The sequence below is a fragment of the Chloroflexus sp. genome (genome assembly GCF_049970315.1).
Taxonomy (GTDB): domain Bacteria; phylum Chloroflexota; class Chloroflexia; order Chloroflexales; family Chloroflexaceae; genus Chloroflexus.
Window position 1 is genome coordinate 35,504 of record NZ_JBMFNE010000001.1, and the last position, 23,337, is coordinate 58,840.

General features: G+C 55.3%; 24 protein-coding genes. 15 read left to right on the top strand and 9 right to left on the bottom strand.

Annotated features, from left to right (window positions below; genetic code table 11):
• The first annotated feature begins 15 nt into the window (after positions 1 to 15).
• Both ACP5OT_RS00150 and ACP5OT_RS00155 read left to right on the top strand, forming a co-directional pair.
• Positions 16 to 396 (top strand): EamA family transporter, encoded by a 381-nt coding sequence (locus ACP5OT_RS00150; RefSeq protein ID WP_424675408.1) that lies wholly within the window; start codon positions 16 to 18, stop codon positions 394 to 396.
• A complete protein-coding gene (locus tag ACP5OT_RS00155) occupies positions 393 to 2,375 on the top strand; it encodes a hypothetical protein (RefSeq protein WP_424675409.1) in 1,983 nt (660 codons plus the stop codon). Before ACP5OT_RS00150 ends, ACP5OT_RS00155 begins: the two co-directional genes overlap by 4 nt.
• A 38-nt stretch (positions 2,376 to 2,413) precedes the next feature.
• On the opposite strand, the gene ACP5OT_RS00160 is transcribed toward ACP5OT_RS00155, so the two are convergent.
• Positions 2,414 to 2,815 carry a CBS domain-containing protein gene (locus ACP5OT_RS00160; protein WP_424675410.1) on the bottom strand — a complete coding sequence of 134 codons (402 nt, stop codon included), beginning with the start codon at positions 2,813 to 2,815 and terminating at the stop codon, positions 2,414 to 2,416.
• Between the two features lie 440 nt (positions 2,816 to 3,255).
• Between ACP5OT_RS00160 and ACP5OT_RS00165 the strand changes: the two genes are divergently transcribed.
• From ACP5OT_RS00165 to ACP5OT_RS00190, 6 genes are all read left to right on the top strand, one after another.
• Complete coding sequence (locus ACP5OT_RS00165; protein ID WP_424675411.1) at positions 3,256 to 3,930, top strand: phosphatidylserine decarboxylase; 675 nt, start codon at positions 3,256 to 3,258, stop codon at positions 3,928 to 3,930.
• 11 nt (positions 3,931 to 3,941) lie between these two features.
• The gene (locus ACP5OT_RS00170) at positions 3,942 to 4,781 is read left to right on the top strand and encodes a RibD family protein (RefSeq protein WP_424675412.1); all 840 of its coding nucleotides are present in this window, start codon (positions 3,942 to 3,944) and stop codon (positions 4,779 to 4,781) included.
• Between the two features lie 156 nt (positions 4,782 to 4,937).
• Entirely contained in the window at positions 4,938 to 5,549 is a 612-nt protein-coding gene (locus tag ACP5OT_RS00175) for a sigma-70 family RNA polymerase sigma factor (RefSeq protein ID WP_424675413.1), read from the top strand.
• 29 nt (positions 5,550 to 5,578) lie between these two features.
• Positions 5,579 to 6,292, top strand: a complete 714-nt coding sequence (locus tag ACP5OT_RS00180) for an anti-sigma factor (RefSeq protein ID WP_424675414.1) — start codon at positions 5,579 to 5,581, stop codon at positions 6,290 to 6,292.
• A gap of 217 nt (positions 6,293 to 6,509) precedes the next feature.
• Positions 6,510 to 8,039 carry a PAS domain S-box protein gene (locus ACP5OT_RS00185; protein ID WP_428131022.1) on the top strand — a complete coding sequence of 510 codons (1,530 nt, stop codon included), beginning with the start codon at positions 6,510 to 6,512 and terminating at the stop codon, positions 8,037 to 8,039.
• Positions 8,040 to 8,087: 48 nt separating this feature from the next.
• Positions 8,088 to 9,278 (top strand): M20 metallopeptidase family protein, encoded by a 1,191-nt coding sequence (locus tag ACP5OT_RS00190; RefSeq protein WP_424675416.1) that lies wholly within the window; start codon positions 8,088 to 8,090, stop codon positions 9,276 to 9,278.
• A gap of 166 nt (positions 9,279 to 9,444) precedes the next feature.
• Here ACP5OT_RS00190 and ACP5OT_RS00195 read toward each other — a convergent pair whose 3' ends face one another.
• Both ACP5OT_RS00195 and ACP5OT_RS00200 read right to left on the bottom strand, forming a co-directional pair.
• Positions 9,445 to 10,377 carry an MBL fold metallo-hydrolase gene (locus tag ACP5OT_RS00195; RefSeq protein ID WP_428112688.1) on the bottom strand — a complete coding sequence of 311 codons (933 nt, stop codon included), beginning with the start codon at positions 10,375 to 10,377 and terminating at the stop codon, positions 9,445 to 9,447.
• 135 nt (positions 10,378 to 10,512) lie between these two features.
• Entirely contained in the window at positions 10,513 to 11,982 is a 1,470-nt protein-coding gene (locus ACP5OT_RS00200) for an aldehyde dehydrogenase family protein (protein WP_428112686.1), read from the bottom strand.
• Positions 11,983 to 12,184: 202 nt separating this feature from the next.
• On the opposite strand from ACP5OT_RS00200, the gene ACP5OT_RS00205 reads away from it, so the two are divergent.
• Positions 12,185 to 12,385, top strand: coding sequence for a hypothetical protein (locus ACP5OT_RS00205; protein ID WP_424675419.1), 201 nt, complete (start codon positions 12,185 to 12,187; stop codon positions 12,383 to 12,385).
• Here ACP5OT_RS00205 and ACP5OT_RS00210 read toward each other — a convergent pair.
• The 5 genes from ACP5OT_RS00210 to ACP5OT_RS00230 form a co-directional block, all read right to left on the bottom strand.
• Positions 12,382 to 12,837: a SufE family protein gene (locus tag ACP5OT_RS00210; RefSeq protein ID WP_424675420.1), complete on the bottom strand. Its 456-nt coding sequence runs from the start codon at positions 12,835 to 12,837 to the stop codon at positions 12,382 to 12,384. The genes ACP5OT_RS00205 and ACP5OT_RS00210 overlap by 4 nt on opposite strands.
• A 17-nt stretch (positions 12,838 to 12,854) precedes the next feature.
• A complete protein-coding gene (locus ACP5OT_RS00215) occupies positions 12,855 to 13,205 on the bottom strand; it encodes a hypothetical protein (RefSeq protein WP_428131024.1) in 351 nt (116 codons plus the stop codon).
• Between the two features lie 78 nt (positions 13,206 to 13,283).
• Entirely contained in the window at positions 13,284 to 13,490 is a 207-nt protein-coding gene (locus tag ACP5OT_RS00220) for a hypothetical protein (RefSeq protein ID WP_424675421.1), read from the bottom strand.
• 3 nt (positions 13,491 to 13,493) lie between these two features.
• Positions 13,494 to 13,790 (bottom strand): hypothetical protein, encoded by a 297-nt coding sequence (locus ACP5OT_RS00225; RefSeq protein WP_424675422.1) that lies wholly within the window; start codon positions 13,788 to 13,790, stop codon positions 13,494 to 13,496.
• A 72-nt stretch (positions 13,791 to 13,862) separates the two neighbouring features.
• Entirely contained in the window at positions 13,863 to 14,687 is an 825-nt protein-coding gene (locus tag ACP5OT_RS00230; RefSeq protein ID WP_424675433.1) for a response regulator transcription factor, read from the bottom strand.
• Between the two features lie 122 nt (positions 14,688 to 14,809).
• On the opposite strand from ACP5OT_RS00230, the gene ACP5OT_RS00235 reads away from it, so the two are divergent.
• The 5 genes from ACP5OT_RS00235 (at position 14,810) to ACP5OT_RS00255 (ending at position 20,410) form a co-directional block, all read left to right on the top strand.
• Complete coding sequence (locus tag ACP5OT_RS00235; RefSeq protein ID WP_428112683.1) at positions 14,810 to 16,234, top strand: sensor histidine kinase; 1,425 nt, start codon at positions 14,810 to 14,812, stop codon at positions 16,232 to 16,234.
• Between the two features lie 190 nt (positions 16,235 to 16,424).
• A complete protein-coding gene (locus ACP5OT_RS00240) occupies positions 16,425 to 16,820 on the top strand; it encodes a response regulator (RefSeq protein ID WP_424675424.1) in 396 nt (131 codons plus the stop codon).
• Positions 16,821 to 16,983: 163 nt separating this feature from the next.
• The gene (locus ACP5OT_RS00245; RefSeq protein WP_424675425.1) at positions 16,984 to 17,328 is read left to right on the top strand and encodes a hypothetical protein; all 345 of its coding nucleotides are present in this window, start codon (positions 16,984 to 16,986) and stop codon (positions 17,326 to 17,328) included.
• Between the two features lie 31 nt (positions 17,329 to 17,359).
• Entirely contained in the window at positions 17,360 to 19,123 is a 1,764-nt protein-coding gene (locus ACP5OT_RS00250) for a dynamin family protein (RefSeq protein ID WP_428112682.1), read from the top strand.
• Between the two features lie 6 nt (positions 19,124 to 19,129).
• A complete protein-coding gene (locus ACP5OT_RS00255; protein WP_428112680.1) occupies positions 19,130 to 20,410 on the top strand; it encodes a glycosyltransferase family 4 protein in 1,281 nt (426 codons plus the stop codon).
• A 14-nt stretch (positions 20,411 to 20,424) separates the two neighbouring features.
• Here the strand turns inward: ACP5OT_RS00255 and ACP5OT_RS00260 are convergent, their stop codons facing one another.
• The gene (locus ACP5OT_RS00260) at positions 20,425 to 20,940 is read right to left on the bottom strand and encodes a CvpA family protein (protein WP_424675428.1); all 516 of its coding nucleotides are present in this window, start codon (positions 20,938 to 20,940) and stop codon (positions 20,425 to 20,427) included.
• Positions 20,941 to 21,247: 307 nt separating this feature from the next.
• On the opposite strand from ACP5OT_RS00260, the gene ACP5OT_RS00265 reads away from it, so the two are divergent.
• Positions 21,248 to 23,326 (top strand): PrkA family serine protein kinase, encoded by a 2,079-nt coding sequence (locus ACP5OT_RS00265; protein WP_424675434.1) that lies wholly within the window; start codon positions 21,248 to 21,250, stop codon positions 23,324 to 23,326.
• The last annotated feature ends 11 nt before the right edge of the window (positions 23,327 to 23,337 follow it).

Genomic DNA, 23,337 nt, shown 5'->3' on the forward strand with positions numbered 1-23,337 from the left:
CCCAATGTACGAACTATGCTGCTAGTTCTCACCTTGTTGCTGACGGCAAGTGCTTTGACCGTCACCGGTGAGGTGTTGCTCAAGATAGGGATCAACCACGTCACCGAGCGGGTAGGAGCGTTTTCGCTCGATCCACGGATTCTTTGGGCAACCTTCACCGACTGGCGTGTTGTGCTCGGCTTTGTACTCGTATTTGGCGGTGCCATCTTTTGGCTTGGTGTGATTTCACGAGTTGATCTCTCGTTTGCCTACCCACTGTTGGCGTTGAATTATGTGATTATCCTCATTCCGTCACGCCTGCTACTCAATGAATCAATTTCGTGGATGCGGCTCGTGGGGGCATTAATCATCGTGATCGGGGTGATCGTGATTACGTGGGGTAGCGGAAAATCGTGACACTCACCCGACCTATGTCACTGTTAGCCGTTATCTGTTCAGCATATCGCCAGACGTGGCCGATTATGGTGGGATTACTCACGCTAATCATGATCGGCTGTGGGTTGGCGTATCAGATACCGACCTCAGTCCATTTGGCGGTCGGCGGTGATCCAACGAGCCACCGGCGTGAAGATGATGCCCCGTTTTTACAGATGGTCCACGCAGCGGAGCCGGCTGCACCTACGACGGTGGAGTGGTGGACTTTGCCCGGTGCCGACAACCCCTACCGCTGGACCCAACCGGAAAGTGTGATCCACGTGCCCGGTCTTGGGGGCGGACACTGGTTGATCACGGTACGCGCCCAGGGAGGACGACCCGATGGTGCTCCGACTGCTACGCACTGGCAAGCCGGCACGTGGCCGCCGCTTGAACTGATACTTCCGGCAACTGCTCCTCGTCGCTATACCGTCCTCGTCCCGTCCGATGGTGCAGTTCACCTGACGTTGCGGAGCGAACCGCTACGGGTTGCCACCGATCCGCGTGTGTTGGGATTTGTGTTGTACGCAGTACACGTGCAACCGGTCAATGGCTGGCGCCCACCAGACTGGGGTCAACTCGGTTGGCTTGGGCTATGGTTGGTAGCAATATTGGTGTGGGGGGGAACGGTCGGTCTGCCGGCACGCTGGAGCATGACTGCATTGGCGATCGGAGGTGGGGCGGCGCTCTTCGCCATTGGCTTGGTACGACCGGCATTCGCGCTGCTTATGCCGATCCTCACTACGCTGACCATCCTCGCGACGTCCATCAGTGCGATCGTCACGCTGCGCCGGCCACATCAACTGGCGTGGCGGCAAGCCATCTCGCTCACCCTTATCGCCGTGATTGTGCGTCTCACCGGCTTACTCCATCCACACGCCATTAGTAGTGATGTCGGTTTTCATGCCAACAATCTGTTACGCCTTGGTATTGGTCATGTCCTCCTCACCGCCGGACTGCCTGCTGAAGCGGGAGGTGGCCTCGCCCCATATCCGGCCGGATTTTATCTGATCGCATTACCATTTCAACTCCTCCTGAACGATGATTTTGCTAGCCGACGACTGCTGGTTACGGTGATAGCGGCAGTGCTTGATAGTCTGTTTTGTCTGGTGATTTGGTGGTTGGTTAGGCAAGCAGGTTTTGAACAGCGTACAGCGCTACTCAGCGCTTCTGGCTACATCGTGGCAACCCAAGCGCTCGAGGCAATATCTATTGGTGAATTGGCCAATGTAGGTGGTCAAGCCTTGCTCATACCGGCCCTGATCGGTCTCAGTGCAGGAGCAGCAGCGCCAAGCAGCGATCGACGCGCACTGGTTGGCCTAACATTAGCAATCGCCGCCGGCCTAATGACACATTCTGGCCTTACCCTGAGTTTTGGTACCCTCATTGGCTGGGCGTGGCTACTGGCATGGCGACAGCCGTCAACCATCGTCTCGCCGTTGCGCCTCTTCGTTGCTGCTGCCGGTGGGTTAGCACTGGCCCTGATGATTATGTACACCGCCCCACCGTACCTTGAATTGGTCATCAATCGAAGTAGCCAGGGGGCGAATGGCGGGCAACCACTGCTCCAGATTATCACCGACACAACCGGCGCCTTGCTTGGGCTTCAACCACCTCAACGGCGTAGCTTGCCGATTCCAGTAGGATTAGCGCTTGCCAATCTGGTCGGATGCTGGCTCCTGTGGCGCGCCACAACCCCGACGGTCAGCAGTCTCCGCTGGCTGCTCGGCGCATGGTGGGGGAGCACTCTCAGCAGCCTTGCGCTCTTGCTGATAGCCGATCAAGGGATTCGTTGGGCACTCTTCCTCTACCCGGCCCTCTGCATCACGGCGGGCATTGCCTTTGACCGCATTGCGGAACAGGGTAGGTTAGGGAAGGTTATGGTAGTGGCTTGGCTCGTAGCAATCTGGGGACAAGGACTCACGTTGTGGATCGGACAAATCCGCGATTACCTACATTAGGCGGGACGAATCAAAACACCGCCCCGCCAGCGTTGCAGTTACTCATTGGCAATATCACGCACCACATCTGTCACCGAAAGCACCCCAATTGGGCGAAGCCCCTTCTCACCCGGTTCAACCACTACGACCCGATGGATGCGTCGCTCCATCATGAGGCGACTGGCATGCTGGAGCGTGTCTTTGGGTGTTACCGAAACCACATCGGTAATCATGATATGGCCGGCGGTTAAGCCGCGCCAATGCTTCCAATACTGCTCGTACAGACGTGCATTGACTAGATCGGTGCGCGACACCAAGCCAACCATGTACCCCTCATCATCAACAACGACCAGCGCACTCACATCTTGCTCTGACATCTGACGGGCAACATCTTGAATGGGAGTCTCGCGCTTGCAAGTCAATACACCGACGTGCATCACCTCGCCAACCGTTCGCTCCATAGGACATTCCTTTCACGACACAGTATTCGGTTTCAACGCTATGATTGTGATAGTGTACTCAATCTGACACATCGCGTCAATATGCAATTGGGCCAGTGTAAGTTAATGATAGAAGGTCGAGTCACAACCGAATAGTCGCCCACGGATGCGCACACACCACTGATGATCCGCCGAGAGCCAATAGGTAGGCCGTGAGGGATCTTTTATGCTACACAAAAACCAAGATGGTGCATCGTTCGGTTTCGCAAATGACGTTTACGATCCCTTTTGTGCATCGTACCTATCATCTGCTGTAAACGAATTGGCAGATCGTTCGGTATTTAATTTCTCGTTACTTCGTATGCACGCGCGTACTACCTCGCATTTGCACCACGTTCCCATTCATGCTAGAATCAGATTACACTATCAGCAAAACTTCGCATACGCTGTCGGGTGAGGATATGCCAGAGTTAGAGCCGACAACCAATCAGCGCCCTGTCGCGCTCCCCGGTTTCGATGCCGAAGCAACCGCCGTAGTCGGTATTGGTCTAGGTCTTACCGGTCTTGCCCTTGGGTTGCGTCCCCGGCTTGCCCCGGCCACATTAGCACTTACCGCAGTGGCAGCGGCACTCTTTCGCAATCCACGCCGTATCCCACCCGACGAACCACGTACCATCTTTGCTATTGCCGATGGCCGGCTCCAAGGCGTGCGCGAAGTGTATGAACATCGCTTTGTACATAGCGACTGCCTTCGCATAACCACCATCATCGGTCTGCTTGACGTACCTATCTGTCGTTCGCCGGTTGCCGGTCGGGTTGCGTACCTTGAGCATATCGACGGTGAATATCGACCACTACGCGATCCGCAAGCACCCGAACGTAATCAACGTCTGTATATCGGGATCGAGACAGCCTGGGGGCCGGTGCTGTTGGCAATTATCGCAGCACCCCTAGGGCGCTGGTTACGTTGCGAGACGACACAGGGTGCGACACTTACCCCCGGCACCCGAATTGCCAGCGTGCGTTTTGGCGGCCAGGTTGATCTCTACATTCAACGCGATGTGCTTGATCCGCTTGTTGCGCCTGGTGAACGTATGTTCGCCGGAGAAAGCCGGTTGGGTGCGGTGGTAGTCTGAGATCGGCGACCATGATCGCACCCTTCACCCTTTTATTTGAAGAAGATCCAAACCCAGGTCCCGGCTTGCCCTTCTCGATCCGCACGCTTTACCGTGGCGATTGGCGACTACCGACTATTCCCGACCGGCGTCCTGTAATATGGACGAACTTTGTGGTTTCACACGATTGTCGGATCGCCTTCAACCAACCGGGATGGAACGGCGGAAATGCGATCAGCCGTAACCATCGCCACGATCACTGGTTGATGGAAGTGATCCGAGCACGCGCCGATGCAATTTTGGTCGGTACTGCGACCCTACGTGCTGCTCGTCGCCATCGGTGGGTACCAGGCGAATTGATCGATTGGCCGGCATTTACCCAGCTCCGCACCGCCGAAGAACGCCCACCATTGCCGGCATTAGTCATTCTCTCGGCAAGTGGTGATGTGCCGGCAGCAACTGCCCTTACCTCGCCACGTGACCTGTTTCTCATCACCACTGCGCAAGGGGCAGAACGCGCACGTAGCCGTCATCCACATCTTACCTGCTTGGTCGGCGCCGATGGTCAACTCGATCTCACCGCTGCCATGACCACCCTCCGTCAACAGTACGGTATCCGTACCTTGCTCAGTGAAGGTGGCGGACGTACCTACGGCTCGCTGCTCGTCCACCAGCTCATCGATGAAGTCTTTCTGACCATCAGCCCGATCATTGTCGGCAATCCTGCTCCACCGACACCACCCCGGCCCGGTTTGGTCGAAGGTGTCGCCTTTGCGCCACAACACCCGCCCCGTCTTCGCCTGATTAGTCTGCGCCGCGTAGATGATGTTCTCTTCCAACGAGCTCGCATCGTCTTTCCAACTGACGGATAGGTGGCGTCATTCACATTGGGAGCACAATAGGTGCTCGTCGGTTAGTGAGCAGTTCGTGTCACCATTCCCCTGGCAAACAGAGACGCAGTCGCTCTATGGCTATTCGGCGAAACACTATATAATAAGGCCGGGTAGGCACGGGGAAAGAGCGATTACATGGCAGACGAAGAACAACGACTGATCCAATCGGCGCAGACGGGCGACCTCGATGCGTTTAACCAACTCGTGCGCTTGTACGAGACGCGCATCTACAATCTCTGCTACCGGATGCTTGGCGATGCTGATGCAGCGGCTGATGCCACCCAAGATGCGTTTATCGCCGCTTTTCGCAACCTCCGAAGCTTCCGCGGTGGTACATTTAAGGCTTGGTTGTTACGGATTGCAACAAATGCTTGCTACGATGTCCTGCGGGCGCGAAAGCGACGACCGGTTGTCTCACTCGATCGCGAGCATGATGAAGAGGATGGGCATCGGGGTGAGTTTCCTGATCCGGGCGAAAGTCTCGATGACACCATGGTACGGCAAGAACTGGGAGCAGCCATCCAACGTGCGCTGGCCGAATTACCCGATGACCAGCGAATTGTGATTATTTTGAGCGATATCCAAGGCTTGGCCTACGAAGAGATCGCCCGCGTTACCGGCGTCCAGTTAGGTACGGTCAAATCACGGTTAAGCCGGGCACGTGCCAAATTGCGTGATATTTTGCGAGCCGGGGAACACTTACCGTCAAAATTCCGTCTAGATGATGAGACGGGTGCATCAAGATGATACCCGGCTAATACCCAGATGAGAAATCAATGACACGGCAACCCTCTTCTACAGAACTACCAGAACGCGATTTAGTATTGCTCTCGGCATACATAGATGGTGAGCTGACGGAGGCCGAACGGACTGCTCTCGAGCAGCGGTTGGCACATGAGTCACGTCTGCGCCGTGAACTAGAGGAATTGCAGGCAACCCGCGATCTCTTGCGCGAGCAACCATGGCTCACACCACCACGTTCATTCACGCTGACCCCAGAAATGGCCGGAGTACGTCAACGGCGGTTCAACCTGGTCAACTGGTGGCAACCGTTCGGTGGATTGGTTGCCCTCGTGCTGGTCATTCTGTTCGGATGGCAGATACTGCGTAGTGGCATTCAAGATTCATCAGCGACGGTCGCGGTCATGCAAACCGAACCGGCGAGTGAACCGGCAATGGCGATGTCGTCAGCCGAGACGAGTCGGCCAGGTGCCAATCTGAAAGACGAGGCAACGACTCGCGAGGCCGACTCAACAGAACACGAACCCATGACGATGACCGTCCAAATGACCCCAGAAAGCGGCATACCGGCGGTGAGGCCACCACTTGCCGGGGGCGGAGGTAATGCCGGTCTACCACCCGAGGCCGAAGAACAACGTCCGGCAACAGCGACTCCACCCAGTCCACCACCGTTACCGGTTGTGATCGGCTTAGCCGTCTTACTGCTGATCGCTGCCGGAGTGTGGCTGATCAAACGCAATGCTGAATAGCCGGTCTGATGATTTGCTTGGCTAATAAACCACAGGAACGGTGAGGCTCTCCCTCACCGTTCGCAGTTTTACCGCTTGCGCAAAACCGGCTTTTTTCTACGTCATCGGCACATAGCACCGTAGCGAGCAACATAATTATTGATGAATCATCTTTTTTACCTCTATGGTATACTAAGTCACAAATATTTTGACGTTACGGTCATAGGGTTCCGATCGTATGAATACCACCAAACTCTTCATTGCCGATACACTACGTACCCGCTGTGTCGATCTTCCCCTTGCTGAACGGCCAGTCCTGATTGCTTTGGCCGATGCACTTAGTACCGATAACCCCTCACATCTGTTGGTTGCAATCAAACAAGATGGATCGATCATCAGCCGTTTCAATCAACTCGATAGGATTCGTCGGCAGGCAACCGAACTGTTGAACGATATACCGACCGCAGCCGGCCCTATTGCAGATATTGTGGCTGAAGCACAGCGGACGCTGATTCAAGAGGAAGAGGAGCTCCTTCACCAGGAGCATATGCTCAACCAACGGCTCGAGCAGAGTTTCATCACCTCACCGTTAGCCACCCTCGAAGCAAATGAACACGGAATCATTACGCGCTGGAACCCTGCGGCCGAACGGATCTTCGGCTGGAGCGCGAAGGAGGCCATCGGCAAAAATGCAATTGAACTGCTTGTACCCAACATTGCCCGCGAGCACGTTGAAGATGTGGTAAAGGCTCTCCTCAACGGGCAAGCCAAAAATAGTCGGAACGAAAACATCACCAAAGATGGCCGTATCATTATCTGTCAGTGGTATAACGCGGTGCTCTACTACCCTGATGGCCGCGTCGCCGGTTGGTTATCGCAGACCGAAGACATTACCGATCAGATCCGTGCTGAGGAAGCGTTACGGGAGAGCCAGCGCCGTCTGACCAGTTTAGTTCGCAACTTACCCGGTATCGCGTATCGGCTACGCTACACACCTACCGGTTGGGTACCAGAGTTTCTTAGTGAGGGTGTCGCCGAGATCAGCGGCTATCCAGCCTCTGATTTTCAAGCCACCGATCAATCACCGCCGTGCCGTCGTTATGTCGATCTGATCGTACCAGAAGATCGGGGACCGGTTAGAGATAGCATCAGGACCGCGCTAGCCCAACAACGCCAATACGAAATCACGTATCGGATCGTCCGCGCCGACGGGAACATCCGTTGGGTATGGGAGCGCGGATCAGGGGTCTATGATGATAACGGTCAACTGTTGGCTATTGAAGGTTTCGTGACCGATGTTACTGCCGAACGACAAGCTGCCGAAGAACGGCAGGCCCTCAATGAACGGATCATCGTAGCCCAACAAGCGGCCCTGCGCGAGTTGAGTACACCGATTGTACCGATTAGCAAAGGCGTTATTGCGATGCCGCTCATTGGTAGTATCGACAGCATACGTGCTCAACAGGTGATCGAAACTCTACTCGATGGTGTGAGCACAACCAACGCGCAGATCGTGATTCTTGATGTCACCGGTGTGCCGGTCGTAGATACCCAAGTCGCCAATACATTGCTCCGTTCAGCCCAAGCGGTCCGCTTGCTCGGCGCAGAAGTGTTGCTCACCGGCATTCGACCTGAAGTTGCGCAAACGATTGTCGGCTTGGGATTGGATCTGAGCCATATCCGCACGTTGGCAACGCTGCAAGACGGTATTCTCTACGCTCTCAAACACCGCGATGATGGACAAACGCGACCATCGCGCGTGGCATAACCCTTAGCCGATGTTTTGTTAGGTTGAAAAGAATACAGGAGAGTTTGTATGCTGCTTGAACGCGCTCGGGCACTCGCCGATGAGCTTATCCGCATCCGTCGCGATATTCACGCCCATCCTGAACTTGGTTTTCAAGAGCACCGTACCGCTGCACTTGTCGTTGAGACGTTGCAAGAGATCGGAGGGATCAAGATTACCACCGGCGTGGCCAAGACCGGTGTGATCGGTGAACTCGGTGATGGCGATGGGCCGGTCATCGCGATCCGGGCCGATATGGATGCGCTGCCCATTCTGGAAGAGAACAACGTGGAGTATGCCTCAACGAACCCCGGCGTGATGCATGCTTGTGGTCACGACTCGCATACGGCGATGCTGCTCGGCGCTGCCCATCTCTTGCGCGAGCGTTTTGCCGCCGAACATTTGCGTGGGCGTGTGCGTTTTCTCTTTCAACCTTCTGAAGAAGGATGGGACGATGAGGCGAAGAGCGGTGGCCTCCGTATGGTTGAAGAAGGCGCATTGCAAGGGGTCGATGCCGTCATTGCGCTGCACGTCGATTCAACCCTGCCCGTTGGACAAGTCACGATTCGCGGTGGTTGGTCGTCGGCGGCCGTTGATGATTTTAAAGGGTATATTCGCGGAACAGGTGGTCACGGGGCGTACCCACACCTCGGCACCGATCCGGTCTTTATGCTGTCGCATGTGCTGAACGCCCTGTTTGGCATTCGCTCGCGCTTGATCAATCCGATGGAGCCGGCGATCCTCAGCGTGGGGACGGTGCGTGGTGGTCATGCTTCAAATGTTATTCCTAGTGAGATTTTCGTGCAGGGAACACTGCGTAGTTTTAGCGAAGAGGTACGGGCGAAACTCGCCAAAGAGGTTGAGCGTGCGTTTGCCGTAGCCGAAGCGTTCGGTGGTAGCGCTGAAGTGAAGATCACCCGTGGCTATCCTGCTGGCTGGAACGACGAACGGGTGGCTGAGTGGATGAGTCAGGTCGCCGGTGAGTTCCTTGGACCTAACGCAATTGATCGCTCGCGCACCGGTATGGGCGCGGAAGATTTTGCCTACATGACCCAGCAAGCGCCTGGCGCGATGTTGATGCTCGGTGCTGCGATTGACGACGGTATAGTACGTGCTCACCATACACCCATCTTCGATATCGACGAGCGGGCATTACCGATCGGTACTGCTATCTTGGCCGAAACGGCATTGCGTTTCTTGCGCGGTGAGGTGAAGTTGTAGGGAAATATAGTGGGAGAGGACGCGGATGCGACGGATCAGGGACGGCAATGGGGTAGGGGCGAGGTGCTGCCTCGCCCGTCTTTCGCCAGAGGACGCGGATGCGACGGAGGGAATTGGAGGATTGGAGCCGTGGCAATCCGTTGCACGTATGCGCACCCATGGCGCGTTATGAACGTACTCCTGATACCCCTAGTTTTTGCCAATAGCGTGCTAAGCCGCGCCAACTGAGCGTAAGCGGACCGGTCTGCTGGATGATCGCTGCTTGCTCGACCAGCGAAAGGGTGGCTACTTCACTTGCCAGTGCTGCTTCGAGGGTGGCAACTCCGGTCGCTTCATCATGGCCGGCAAGTAGACTCTGCCGTACAATCTCGGCCCACTGGCGCAACCGTAACCGTGCATCGGCTAAGTGAAAGGCAACATCATCATACGCGCCGAAATGGGTGAGACACAGCCATTGCGGATGCAGTTGCTCGATCAGATCGTGTGTGCGCCCCCAAGCTTCGAGGTCGACATCGGGCGGTGGGGTAGCCGGGCGGGTCATCCGCACACCGGGCAAACGCACGCCGGTATTATCACCCACAAAGGCAGCCCCGTTTGCCTCATCAAACCATACCAGATGATGCTTGGCATGACCGGGAGCATCAAAGGCGCGCAAGGTATGACCATTGAGCCGTAATGTTTCACCGCCGGTATACACACGGATGCGTTCCGGCGCGACGGGACGCACATCACCCCAGAGCTGCGCCATCCGATCACCGTACAATAGGCTAGCACTGTTCAGCAAGCGAGACGGATCGATCAGGTGCGGCGCTCCACGCTCATGCACGTGTACTACCAAATGCGGATTTTCCACCGCCAACAATCCGGTTGCTCCGGCATGGTCGAGGTGAATATGGGTGAGTACTACTGCGCGTAGATCGGCCACCGATAGTCCGTGGGCATCGAGACCGGCCTTCAGGGCGGGTAAAGTACTGGCCGGCCCCGGATCAATCAGTGCCGGCGCATCACCAAGGAGCAGAAACGTACCGATCACGTGGGCACGCCCAAGATGGTAGACATCGATCAGGGAAATATCGGACGGGGTAGGATAGACTTCCATACGGTTTTACGCACACCTTTCTGGCAGCAAATGACAACGTTTTTGTATTATATACATATCAACATTTGGTGGCGAATCCCCGATTTTCAGGCGCCGCACGCCTGTGCGACGCCCACAGGTATGACTTCTCGCGATCTACGACGATTTGCGGCCATACGGATACCACCACGGTTTGTATGCCATGGTGAAATCCCAATGGACGTGCTTGGTCTCTAAAAACTCTTCTAACCCCTCTTCGCCCAACTCACGCGCACCACCACTGAACTTCATACCACCAAACGGGCCAGCATCATTATCGGTAAGCGGATCGTTCACCCAACAGGTACCGGCCTTTACCTCTTCATAGTACTGCTTGACCTTACGCGGATCATTTGTATAGAGATTGGCCCCTAACCCATAATCACAATCGTTAACCAGCTCGATTGCTTCATCGAAGGTTTGGTAGGTCATAATCGGGATTGTCGGGCCAAATGTCTCTTCACGCATAATGCGGAAGCTGTGATCGACGTTGGTTAGTACCGTCGGTTCGTAGAAAAAGCCGCGGGTAAACTGTGGCGGACGGCGACCACCGGTCAAGATGGTTGCACCGCGTGCCCGTGCCTCTTCGACGTGATCCTCAACTTTAGCGCGATACTTTTCACCAATGAGTGGACCAATATCGGTATCGGGATCCATGCCCGGCCCCAACCGCAATGACCGTACAAACTCGACCAACCGCTCGGTGAAGGGACGCGCAATCGACTCGTGGACATACACTCGCTCGGTGCTGGTACAAACCTGACCGGCATTGAGCAACGCCGCCCATGCGACGCCGGGCACAGCCACATCGAGATCGGCATCTTCAGCGACGATAAAGGCGTCTTTACCACCCAACTCAAGATGCGTCTTCTTCACCCGCTCGGCGGCGAGCCGGGCAATCTCGCGCCCGGTCGCGAAGCTGCCGGTGAAGGCGATCATCTGCGTGCGAGGGCTGACCACCAATTCCCGTCCGACGTCACCAAAGCCGGTAATGATATTAAGAACACCGGGTGGTAAGTGGTCACAGCATAGCTCGGCAAAGCGTAACGTTGCCAGTGGTGTCATTTCACTCGGTTTAAGCACAACCGTATTGCCGGCTGCCAACGCTGGTGCTACTTTCCACGACATCAGCAACAGCGGATAGTTCCAAGGTACAATCGCCGCTACGACCCCATACGGCTCTTTCAGCACCATTGCCAGTTGGGTCGGTTCGACGGAGGGGATAACACGCCCGCGCGTATTGCGCTGCAATTCGGCATAGTAGTCGAAACAAGCTGCACACCAGCCAATCTCATCACGGTTCTCAACGAGCGGCTTGCCGCCTTCAAGGGTCAACAGCGTTGCCAGCTCTTCGGCATGCGCGCGCATTTTGTGGGCAATTTCGTGGAGCGCATGCGCTTTGTCGTGAGCTGTCGTTCGTCGCCACTCACGAAATGCCTGTTCGGCGGCAATCATTGCCTGTTCAGCATCAGCAGCAGTGGCTCGCGGCACATAGTCGATTATCTCTTCGGTCGCCGGGTTGTGTACCGGGAATACGTCACCCTGCGCTGCTGCCCGCCATTGACCGTTAATGAGCATTGCCGGCATAAAACCTCCTTCAAGTGTCTTTGTGATACAACAACGGACTAGACCATCGTGAACGTTGCGAAGATCACACGCGACAATATGACGTTGTTCACTATAGTGCAACCTTTTGTCGAGCAAATGTCAAGGTTTTTCATCTTGACGAAGCCTTATGTCGCTTCTATAGTAAGATTGTGAGTAATAGCACAAATGATGGAGACTTCAAATGATCATACGACTTTTTCCATCAACCTCATCAACCACTTCACCGGTTTGTAGCAGCCACCGGCGGCGGTGTCGGTTGGCCCACAACTCACCACACGTATACCGGCGCGCTTTACTCTACCGGCTTGGTATTGCCGATGGTCGCCGACCGGCGGTTGTCTTCAATACTATTGCCCAGGTGCTGCGCAACGCGCGCGTCTAAATTGTTTCCACTTGTTCCCCTTCGAGCAGACGCAACGCCTGTCGTTTCATGTACACCAGCAGCGCGTTAATCCCATTTAGCCGCTGCGGACTAAGCACTTGATGTAACCCCATCTGTTGAATGAATGCACTCGACACGGCGAGTGCCTGTTCCGGCGTTAGACCATTCATCCCTTGACGCAAAATCGCGGCAAACCCGCGGATCGTCGGTGCTTCTGGTGGTACATCGATGTAGTATTCAATCTGCTCACCGTGGCGCTGTGCAATCACAAATACCGGTGACATGCATTCATGAACTTGCTCCAGGCCGCGATGGTCACGCAATTCTGGGGGTAATGGCGGTAATTGCTCTGAGAATTCAAGCAAAAGTTCTAATTTTTCTTCCCGACTCGCTGCACTGAATTCAGCCGCTATCTCGGCTAAGCGCGGCGGGATGAAGGTCTGGTCGTTCATACTTACTCCTCACCTTATCATCGTTGCAGAAAGCCAATCAATGTACCAAGGACCCGCGTTCGACACCCGATAGCGGTGGCAACGTTGGCCTGACGCATCTCGAATAGACTACTGCCAGCGTCAAACACCCCTCCCGACCCTTCCACATCCCACATCGGCACCGGCGCCTCACGGTTACCGTCGAGCCGGAGAACATTTTGGCAGCAGAGCATAGCGTGTCTGTGGTAGCATTTGGCCCACCACAACACATTGCGGTCGCCCATTACCGCGGCATTGGCAACATACAATGCAACTTTCGCTGTAGCACTACGGATAGCGTTTTCAAGCTCGCTAGCCTCTAGGGTTTCTGATCTATCTACGATCATCATACCATCGGTTAGAGAACTTCAGCCATGGATCAACTGCCAAACGGCCAGTAACGCCAGCTCTGCAGGCTGGCGACGCAATCATGGCGGCGATGGCTCCTCCTCGCGCCACCAAGTCGGCTTGCGAGCACAAAGCTTATGTTGGTGTAACGCCGCTTGAGCAGGGGCAAGATCGCTGATCAGCACCTCGTCGGAGTAGAAACGCCCTTTGCTTTCGCCGGGGCGATAGCCTTGCGCGCCAAAACCCTCGTGGTCATGCAGAGCGACCGTGTCGTTCGCCCAATGCACGGCTTACTTAACCTTACGCAGGGGGCGGGCTGCATCAACGGTTGCCAGAACGATCACACCCCAGTCGGCCTGAGCGAAATTGCTCGAAGCGATCCCTTCGCTAGGCTGAAACGCAACGCTCGTATTGACTACATGGCATTCACGCAGTGCAGCACCTTGTTCGGCGTTCGGATCGATTTGGTCGAACGATGTTCGTTCACCGACAATGAAGTGCGCTAACTCGACAATAACGAGTGGCTTGTAGGCATACTCACCACAGCTCGCATTCACCTCATCGAAATAGAGCCACTCGTCAGCCATGACGATATCCCTGACACCTACAAGACCTGAGCCACAGAGGAAAACACTGCGACAGACAAGGTCAAGCAGCCGTTAAATTTGCAGAATGTACCCCTTCCCGCGGACATTAAGCAAATAACGAGGTGCGCTCGGCTCCGGCTCAATCTTTTGCCGTAAATGGTGAATATGTGGCTTGATCAACTCTCCTGCCTCGAGATCGGTCGTCTCGTAACCTTGCGCACATCGTACCAACTGCGTATACGATAGCATTTGTCCAGCGTGTTCGGCCAGACAAAGCAACAGCCGAAACTCGGTCGGGGTGAGATTGAGCGAACGACCATTAAGTGTTGCTGTCTGATGCCACGTATCGAGGGTGAGCGGACCAATCGTCAAGATACGCCCGGTTGGTTCAGGTGGGTTTGGCGACGAAGGTGGGGTTGCGGTCGGCGGTGCCGATACCGGTGGTGTCACCGTCACCTTTCCACCAGTCAACTCTTGCACTGCGGCCCCAATCGTACCAAGCAAGTCGCTTTGGCGCCGGCGAGCAGCCCGTTCTTCAAGTCCTGCCGCGACACGGGCTAAAATTTGGTTCGGATCGCTGGTCTTTAAGAGATAATCAAAAATACCATAGCGAATACCTTCAACGGCCGAATCGAGCGAACCGTGACCGGTTAAGACGATAATTATCGTATCGTGACCGGCTTCACGGACCTTCGCTACCACTTCCATCCCTTTCATACCGGGCATCTGTAAATCGACCAGCATGAGATCAAATGATTCACGCTCAAATAGCGCAACAGCCTCTTCGCCGGTCGCTGCTGTCGTCACCGCATAGCCGGCCCGGCTCAGCAAGGCATTGAGGGTTAGGCGAATATTCTGCTCATCATCGACTACCAACACTCGTGGCTGGTTGGTCATAGTCATTTGCACTCCGTCTGAATTGCGACTATAGTTGGGATTATTATTGGTTTATCATAGCATGAGCAAGCAGTGTGGTCAACGGCGCGTGTGGTGCAGTCCCTAGAGGGGAGTGAAACGCTATGATCGAGCGCGATGATGCAATTGCACATATTGCCAAACTCGAACGAGAATTGCAGACAGCCCACAGTCGCATTGCCGCTCTCGAAAGAGAGGTCGCATTACATATGCAACACACCCGTGATCTGAACCGACGACTAGAAGTACTGTTGTCGGTATCGGCTGCGCTTTTGATCACCCACGATACTGATACGATTGTCACGATCGTCGCACAACGAGCCATAGAGTTATTTCCGGGAACAGCGACGACTTATATCTATTTGTTCGAGCACGAACCGGAAGAGCGGCTGCAACTACGGGTCTCGGTGCCCGAACATAGCCCATCGCTTCCCGTTTCGATCTTGGCCGAGATGGGGGCTAAAGTACCTCGCGCCTTACTGCTCAACGGGCCGGAGTTGGAGTATCTCTTGCATCAGCAGCAACCTGAGGCGACGTTGGTACGTGACAGTCGTCAATGGCCGCAGAGCGTCTTGTTAGCCCCGTTGCGAATTGAACGGCAACGGATGGGAGTGCTGATTGTATGCAGCGAGCAACTCTCGCATCTGTATCACCCGCGTGATCTGCCATTTGTACAGGCACTCGCCGATCTGACCGTCATTGCGATCGATGAAATCCAACAGCGTCAGCGTGCTGCCGCGTTGCAGCACGATTTAGCCCTCACCCAATCGCTGCGCGCCGAAGCTGAAGCTCGCCTTAATGCAGCTCAAGCACAACTGCTACAAAGTGCCAAGCTGGCTGCGGTTGGTGAATTGTCAGCTTCAGTGGCCCACGAGATCAACAATCCCCTCTACGCAGCCCGCAATAGCCTGTATCTGGTTGAGCAAGATTTGCCCCCCGACGCACCACAACGTACCTTTCTAACGATTGCGCAACAAGAGCTGAGCCGTATCGCACGCATCATTACCCGCATGCGCGATTTCTACCGTCCTTCACGCGGTGAACTGACCAATGCGAACATCAATGCGCTGCTGCGCGAGACGCTCGAATTAGTGACAACTCATCTACGCCATAGCCACGTCACGATACATACCCAGCTAGCGTCCGATCTACCGCCGATCGTGGCCCATGCCGATCAGTTGCGTCAAGTGTTTTTGAACATTATTCTGAACGCCTGTGATGCAATGCCCGGTGGTGGCACCCTCACCGTGCGTAGCGAATTGATCGCTACCCGATCTGAGAAACCGATGACACTGGCTGTCTCGATTAGCGATACGGGTGTCGGGATCGATCCTGAGCACATTCCCCATCTCTTCGAGCCATTTTACACCACCAAACCCCACGGTACCGGCCTTGGTCTTGCGATTAGCGCACATATCATTACACAGCACGGCGGACGAATCACCGTCGACAGTCAACCCGGCGTTGGTACGACCTTTACGATTTTGCTACCACTGGAACCGCCACCAACGGCAGTTGCTCAGGGGTAGTAATCGCTACGAGACGGATTGAGTAAGGAAGGCATCGTCATACGATGCTCGCAGTTTATTTTTGTTATCGCTTCACCACTATACGTTGTTAGCTCAAGTATCGCCGACCGCCGAGCAACAGAGTAGCATACCCTCAGAGCATAGTCTTTGGCTCCCTCCAATACACGCCAATAAGCTGGAAGCTGGTACCATGGCGGCTTATCGTATTCTGATTTACGACGATGACCCAACCGCAGCGCTCATCACCCAGCGTGGCTTGCAGACATTGCTTGGCGATGAGGTGATTGTGCAGGCAACCACGAACGCAAATGAGGCGTGGCTAGCGTGTGCCAACGGGAATGTTGATCTGTTGATCGTTGATCCAAGTCCCTACGGCGCCGCTGCTGCGCTAATCCGGGCCGTGCGCACCTACCGGCCCTACTTGCCGATCCTTGCCCTCACCGCTTACGATACCCCCGGTTTACGAGCACGGATGCAGGCACTTGGAGTGGAATTGTACGCAGCCAAGCCAATCGAGCTGCGTGAACTAGCACCGTTGGTTGTCCAGGCATTGCATCATTCGGCCAATGGTGTGGTGAACAATTAGGTGATAGGTGGGGAGAAAGGGAGGGGTATAGGGAGCTATGCCTCTCCTCGACCAGCCTCCAATCACTGCCTCATCTCCGGCAACCGCCACGCCACCGTTCCAATTGCACACTACCCTACTGTTCCAGATGTGCTATCATGCCCATGTAGGAAAGGAGTGATCTATGCCTGCGCTCCGTTTTGACCGGCGCTGGATTGCGCTACTTATCATTATTGTTGTGCTCGCGAACACCCGCAGTCTGCCGTGGCCACTCACCGCGCTGGCGCTAGCCATACCCGCTGGTTGGTTACTCTACCAGGCAGCCCAAACGCTTGGGATTGATCTACCCGGCACCCGTTCATCGACCCGAGTCACTTATTGGCGAGGCCGTCGCATCGAGACGAGTGGACCACCCCGACGCTTCATAGTGAATCGGGCCAACCTCGTCCCCGGCCTGTTGTACGGAGTCTTCGGGTTAGCCCTCGCATTGGCAGCCCTGGCAGTCGTGACCCGTAATCTTGGTGTGTAGAGCACACATTGCAACACGTCTGAGGAGGAATGTGATAACACTACCTTTTGGACTCTTTCGCCGTCGTCGTCTCACAACCGAGCAACAAGACGCACTCCTAACCGAATTAGAGCACCTGTTACAACAGATCGGTGCTGCCCTGGAGCGCTTCACCGATGTTGATCCTGCCGACCGTAACGCGCTCGAAGGCAGTCGGGCTAGTTTGCGGGAACTGTTTTTGATCGTGGTAGCCGGCGAGTTTAATTCTGGCAAATCAACGTTCCTCAACGCCTTGCTCGGTGCGCAAGTTCTTCCTGAAGGGGTTACACCGACGACAGATGCGATTACGCTGCTCAAATATGGCCCCGAACCGTTCGACGAGCTGATCGAACCCGGTCTGCGACTGCACCACTATCCGGCCGAAATCCTCCGCCAGTTGACGGTGGTCGATACACCCGGTACCAACGCCGTAATCCGTCATCACGAACGGTTAACTCGCGACTATATTCCGCGAGCCGATTTGGTGATCTTTCTCACATCGGCAGACCGCCCCTTTACCGAAAGCGAACGCGCTTTTCTTGAACTGATCAAAGAGTGGGGCAAAAAGATCGTCGTAGTGATCAATAAAGCAGATATTCTCACCGCCGCCGAGCAAGATCAAGTGGCACAATTTGTACGCGAACACGTCAACCGTGTTCTCGAACAATCGCCTGAACTGTTTATGGTCTCTGCACGCCGAGCCTTACAAGCTCGTCAGCAAACCGGCAATGATGCCGATGAACAGTGGCAAGCGAGTGGGATGGCGGCCATCGAACATTTTGTCATCGATACGCTCGACGAAGAGACCCGTTTCCGCCTCAAGGTACTGTCACCAATCGGTGTAGCTCGTCGGATTACGACCAAGTATCTCACCGCAACCGAAGACCGTCTGGCGACGTTGCGTGATGATATTCAAGCCCTCGACCAGATCGACCGCCAATTGGCGCTGTTTGGTGATGAGTTGCGCCAAGATGCCGAGTATTATCTCGCCGAGATCGACCGTGTGCTCACATCAATACAAGAACGTGGTGAGCGCTTTTGCGATGAGACGATCCGTCTCACTCGTATTCGCGAGTTGATCGACACCGACCGTCTGCGCGCCGCGTTTGAGGAAACGGTGATCGGTGATGCCTATCAACAGATCGACAAACAAGTGCAAAAACTCATCGATTGGTTGATGGAAAAGAACCTTCGCCTCCAACAGAGCGTCGATGAGTTTATCCGGCAACGCACCTTAGCACATCGCGAACAGATGGTGGGGAGTGTCGGCGGGAGCTTCGCGTACAACCGACAAGCATTACTCGAAAGTATCGGCCAGGCAGCACATACCGCTATCGCCGGTTACGACCGGCAAGCCGAGGCTCACCAACTCGCCGGTGAACTCCAATCCTCAGTTGCGGCCACAGCCATTACCGGTGTTGGAGCATTGGGCCTTGGTGCAACGTTGGTCGCTATTTTTCACACCGTCCTGCTTGATATGACCGGTATTCTGGCGGCATTAACGGTTGCCGGCCTCGGTCTCGCTATTTTACCGGCCAAACGCCGTCAAGCCAAAGAGACGCTGCATAAAAAGATCGATGAAGTGCGTGAGCAGTTACGCACCTCGTTGCGTCAACAGATCGACCGTGAGAGCGAACGGACCGTGCTCCAGATTCGTGAGCGCAATGCGCCGTTCATCCGCTTTGTTCGTGCCCAGCAAGAGCAATTGCTCGATTTGCAGCGCACATTCTCTGATCTTGCCGTGGCGGTGGAGAAATTTGCTAAGCAGGTCGGATGAGTAACAATGCGTATCCTCATTCCGTCAGATGTCTTCCCACCCGACGGGCGAGGCGGAGCGGCATGGAGTGCTTATGCCTTAGCCACCGGCTTACAAGCACGCGGTCATCAGGTACGGGTTATCGTACCCTGCCGCACGCCGTGCCGTAGGCCTCTCATTGACCATAACGGTCATCTGCCGGTGCAGCGTGTACCATATGCGGCACCAACCATTCCCTTCATCCAAAACTATTTTCGCTACGAACGCTTCTGGCCGCGCTTAGCCCAGACCATAATGACCACCGTGCGCGACTTCGGTGAAGTGGATGTCATTCACGCCCAACACACCCAAACCGCTGCTGCCGCCGTAATAGCCGGTACTTCCCTCGGCGTACCGGTCGTCGTGACGGTCCGTGACCATTGGCCGTGGGACTACTTTGCCACCGGGTTACACGGCAACCGGATTCCGCACCCGGGTCGATCGCTCCCGGCGATTGCCACCGATCTCATCGGTCGTCTCGGTCCACTACGCGGGGTATTGGCGTGGCCGGCCATTCCCTACATTGTCGCCCATCTGCGCAAGCGTGCAACCCTGCTCGCTCAAGCTGATGCTGTGATCGCACCCAGCAACTACATCGCCCGCCGACTGACCGGGATCGTCGATCCGGTGCGCATTCACGTGCTACCCAACATGGTTGATATTGCCGCGAGTGACGCAATCGCTGCAACGCCACCCCAGACCACGTGGGAAGGTACCCTTGTGCTGTTTGCCGGCAAACTCGAAGCAAACAAAGGTGCAGAACTCCTAATCGACGTGATCAACGACCTTGCCACCCGTCGGAACGAGCTTCCGCCCTTCACCCTCCTCATTGCCGGTGATGGTGCATTGCGCCCTGCGATTGATCATGCGTTGGCAACCAGTGGTTTATCTGGCAGGGTACTGGCATGGGTCGAACACGATGAATTACTCCGCCTGACGGCCCGTTGCGATGTCCTGCTCTTCCCATCGAATTGGGGTGAACCGCTAGCCCGTGCACTCATCGAAGCAGCCGCGCTCGGCGCACCGATCATCGCGATGCCGACCGGCGGTACCCCCGACATCATCAGGCATGGTGAAACCGGCATCCTCGCCCCAACCGTCACGACGATGGTAGAGTGGGTTATCCGACTACTTAACGACCCGGCTCTGCGTCAACGCCTTGGCACCGCCGCGCGCGCCACCGCCGCTGAACGTTTTGATGCCAACCGGTTACTACCCCGCTACGAGGCGCTCTATACAGCACTAGCTCACCGGAATAGCAGCCGGTAACATGCCCGCACGCCTTACGGCAAGATACCAAATTCGTTAAATGTACGCACGGCCGCGGCAAACAGATCCGGCAGCAGTAAGGTTAGTGGCTCACCCAAACGCAACACCCAGCCGGCCAGCAACGAACTACGTAACCAACCACTGTACGGATCAACCGGAAATACCACCAACACGATCAATACCGCCGCTACCGCCAAGACCCCCTGCACCAAACCGAGAACACCACCCAGGAGATGATCGAGCCAACCCAAGAATACCAGGCCCGCTAACGAGTGTAATAACGAAGCAATCAAACTGCTCACACTACTGACCGTCAACAATACCAGGATAAACCCGACACTCTGGGCAAGATTTGGGTCGGTGATAAACGAGCCTAACCATACGGCGACTTCAGAGCCATACTGACCGGCCAGCATCAAACCCACCACCAAACCAACCACGGCCAACACCTGGCGGATGATACCCCAATACATCCCGAAAATCGTAAACAGTCCAACCACCACAATTATCACCAGATCTACATTTGTCACCGATGACCTCCCTGAACAAATGATCAACACGACATAAAGTTCTTGACGGGCGATAAACACCTTGATATAATACCTTCACCTGAAAGATTCCTCGTTTTGCTTCCCAGAGCACGCAAAGCTGTCACATACGGCGCGCGAGCTCACTGGCATGCGGTAACACCACCGCCCACCTGCCAGTTCGTACCCTGCACGTTGGCATCCTGGTTGTGGGAGAGCATCACCCCCGATGTTGATGCTCATCCGCGCCCCATCACACACCTCACCGGATCGTCGGTGAGAATACCCCTCAGCAGGAGGATGTATGAGCATGACTTTATCCGGTTTCGAGCTGATGAAGATGATCGGCGAGCAGCAGGATCGCCGCCAATTTCAACAGCTTAACTGGCGCGGGACCTTTGCCGAGTATCTCGACATTGTCGTCCGCAAGCCACAAGTTGCCCGTAACGCCTTTCAGCGGGTCTACGACATGATTATGTCGTATGGCACCGAGGAATTTATCGACGCCAAGAAGCGACTCATTCGCTACAAGTTCTTCTCCGACGAGTCCTTCGACGGCGATGATGCCATCTTCGGCCTCGAAATCCCGCTCATGCGGCTGGTTAACTTCTTCAAAGGAGCGGCACGCGGCTATGGCACCGAAAAGCGGGTGCTGCTCTTGCACGGGCCGGTCGGTTCGTCGAAATCGACCATCGTGCGCCGACTGAAACGTGGTCTCGAGCACTATTCCCGCACCGAAGAAGGCGCACTGTACACCTACGACTGGTACACCGGTGTCATCGAAAACCATGACACCTTCGATTGGCAACAGGTCCCCGAGTCGGAATGGGAAAAGTGCCCAATGCACGAAGAACCGCTGCACCTCATTCCGCGTGAGTTGCGTGCGCCGTTCATCGAGCGGATTAACGAAAACCTTGATCCCGATCGCCATATCCGGGTCGAGGGTGATCTGTGTCCGGTCTGCCGCTTCCACTTCCGCGAATTGATGCAGCGCTACGATGGTGATTGGCTTAAGGTCATGAACCATATTCGTGTGCGGCGTCTTGTCTTTAGTGAGCAAGATCGGATCGGGATTGGCACCTTCCAGCCCAAAGACGAGAAGAATCAAGATAGCACTGAACTAACTGGTGACATCAATTACCGTAAGATTGCGATCTACGGATCGGACTCTGATCCGCGTGCTTTTAACTTCGACGGCGAGTTTAATATCGCCAATCGTGGCATCATCGAGTTTGTCGAGATGCTCAAGCTCGATGTCGCCTTCCTCTATGATCTGCTCGGTGCGTCACAAGAACATCGTATCAAGTCGAAGAAGTTTGCGCAAACCGACATTGATGAGGTGATCATCGGCCATACCAACGAGCCGGAATATCGCCGTCTCGAAAATAACGAGTTTATGGAGGCGCTGAAAGACCGCACGGTGCGCATCGATATTCCCTACGTCACCCGCTTGCGCGATGAGGTACGGATCTACGAGCGCGACTTCAATAAGAAGAAGGTGCGTGTCCATATCGCGCCGCATACGCTCGAGATGGCCGCCATGTGGGCGGTGCTCACCCGCCTCGAAGAACCGAAGAAGCCGAACCTAACCCTGCTACAAAAGCTTAAGCTCTACAACGGGAAGACGTTGCCCGGCTTTACTGAGGACAACATCAAGGAGCTGCGCAAAGAGGCGGTGCGCGAAGGTATGGAGGGCATTTCGCCGCGCTACATCCAAGACAAGATCTCGAATGCGCTGGTCAGCAATCAGGAAGAGGGTTACATCAACCCCTTCATGGTGCTGAACGAACTCGAGAGCGGCCTCAAGAACCATGCCCTGATTACCGACGAAGAGCAGCGCAAACGCTACCGCGACCTGCTGGCCGTCGTGCGCGAGGAGTATACTGAGATCGTGAAGAATGAAGTCCAACGCGCTATCTCGGCTGATGAAGAGGCGATCAAGCGGCTGTGCGCAAACTATATCGATAACATCAAAGCCTACACCCAGCGCGAAAAGGTTCGCAACCGCTATACCGGTCAGTACGAAGAGCCGGATGAACGCCTGATGCGCAGCATTGAGGAGAAGATCGATATCCCCGAGTCGCGTAAGGATGACTTCCGTCGTGAGATTATGAACTACATCGGGGCGCTAGCTATCGAGGGGAAGACGTTCGATTACCGTACCAACGAGCGACTCCATAAGGCCCTTGAGCTAAAACTGTTCGAGGATCAGAAGGATAGTATCAAGCTCACCTCGCTCGTCTCACGAGTGATCGATAAAGATACCCAAGAGAAGATCGATGTCGTCAAGGCCCGGTTGATCCGTGACTTCGGCTACAACGAGCAGTCGGCGACCGATGTTCTGAATTACGTGGCGTCGATCTTTGCCCGCGGTGATACACGCCGCTAGAGTCGGCACGT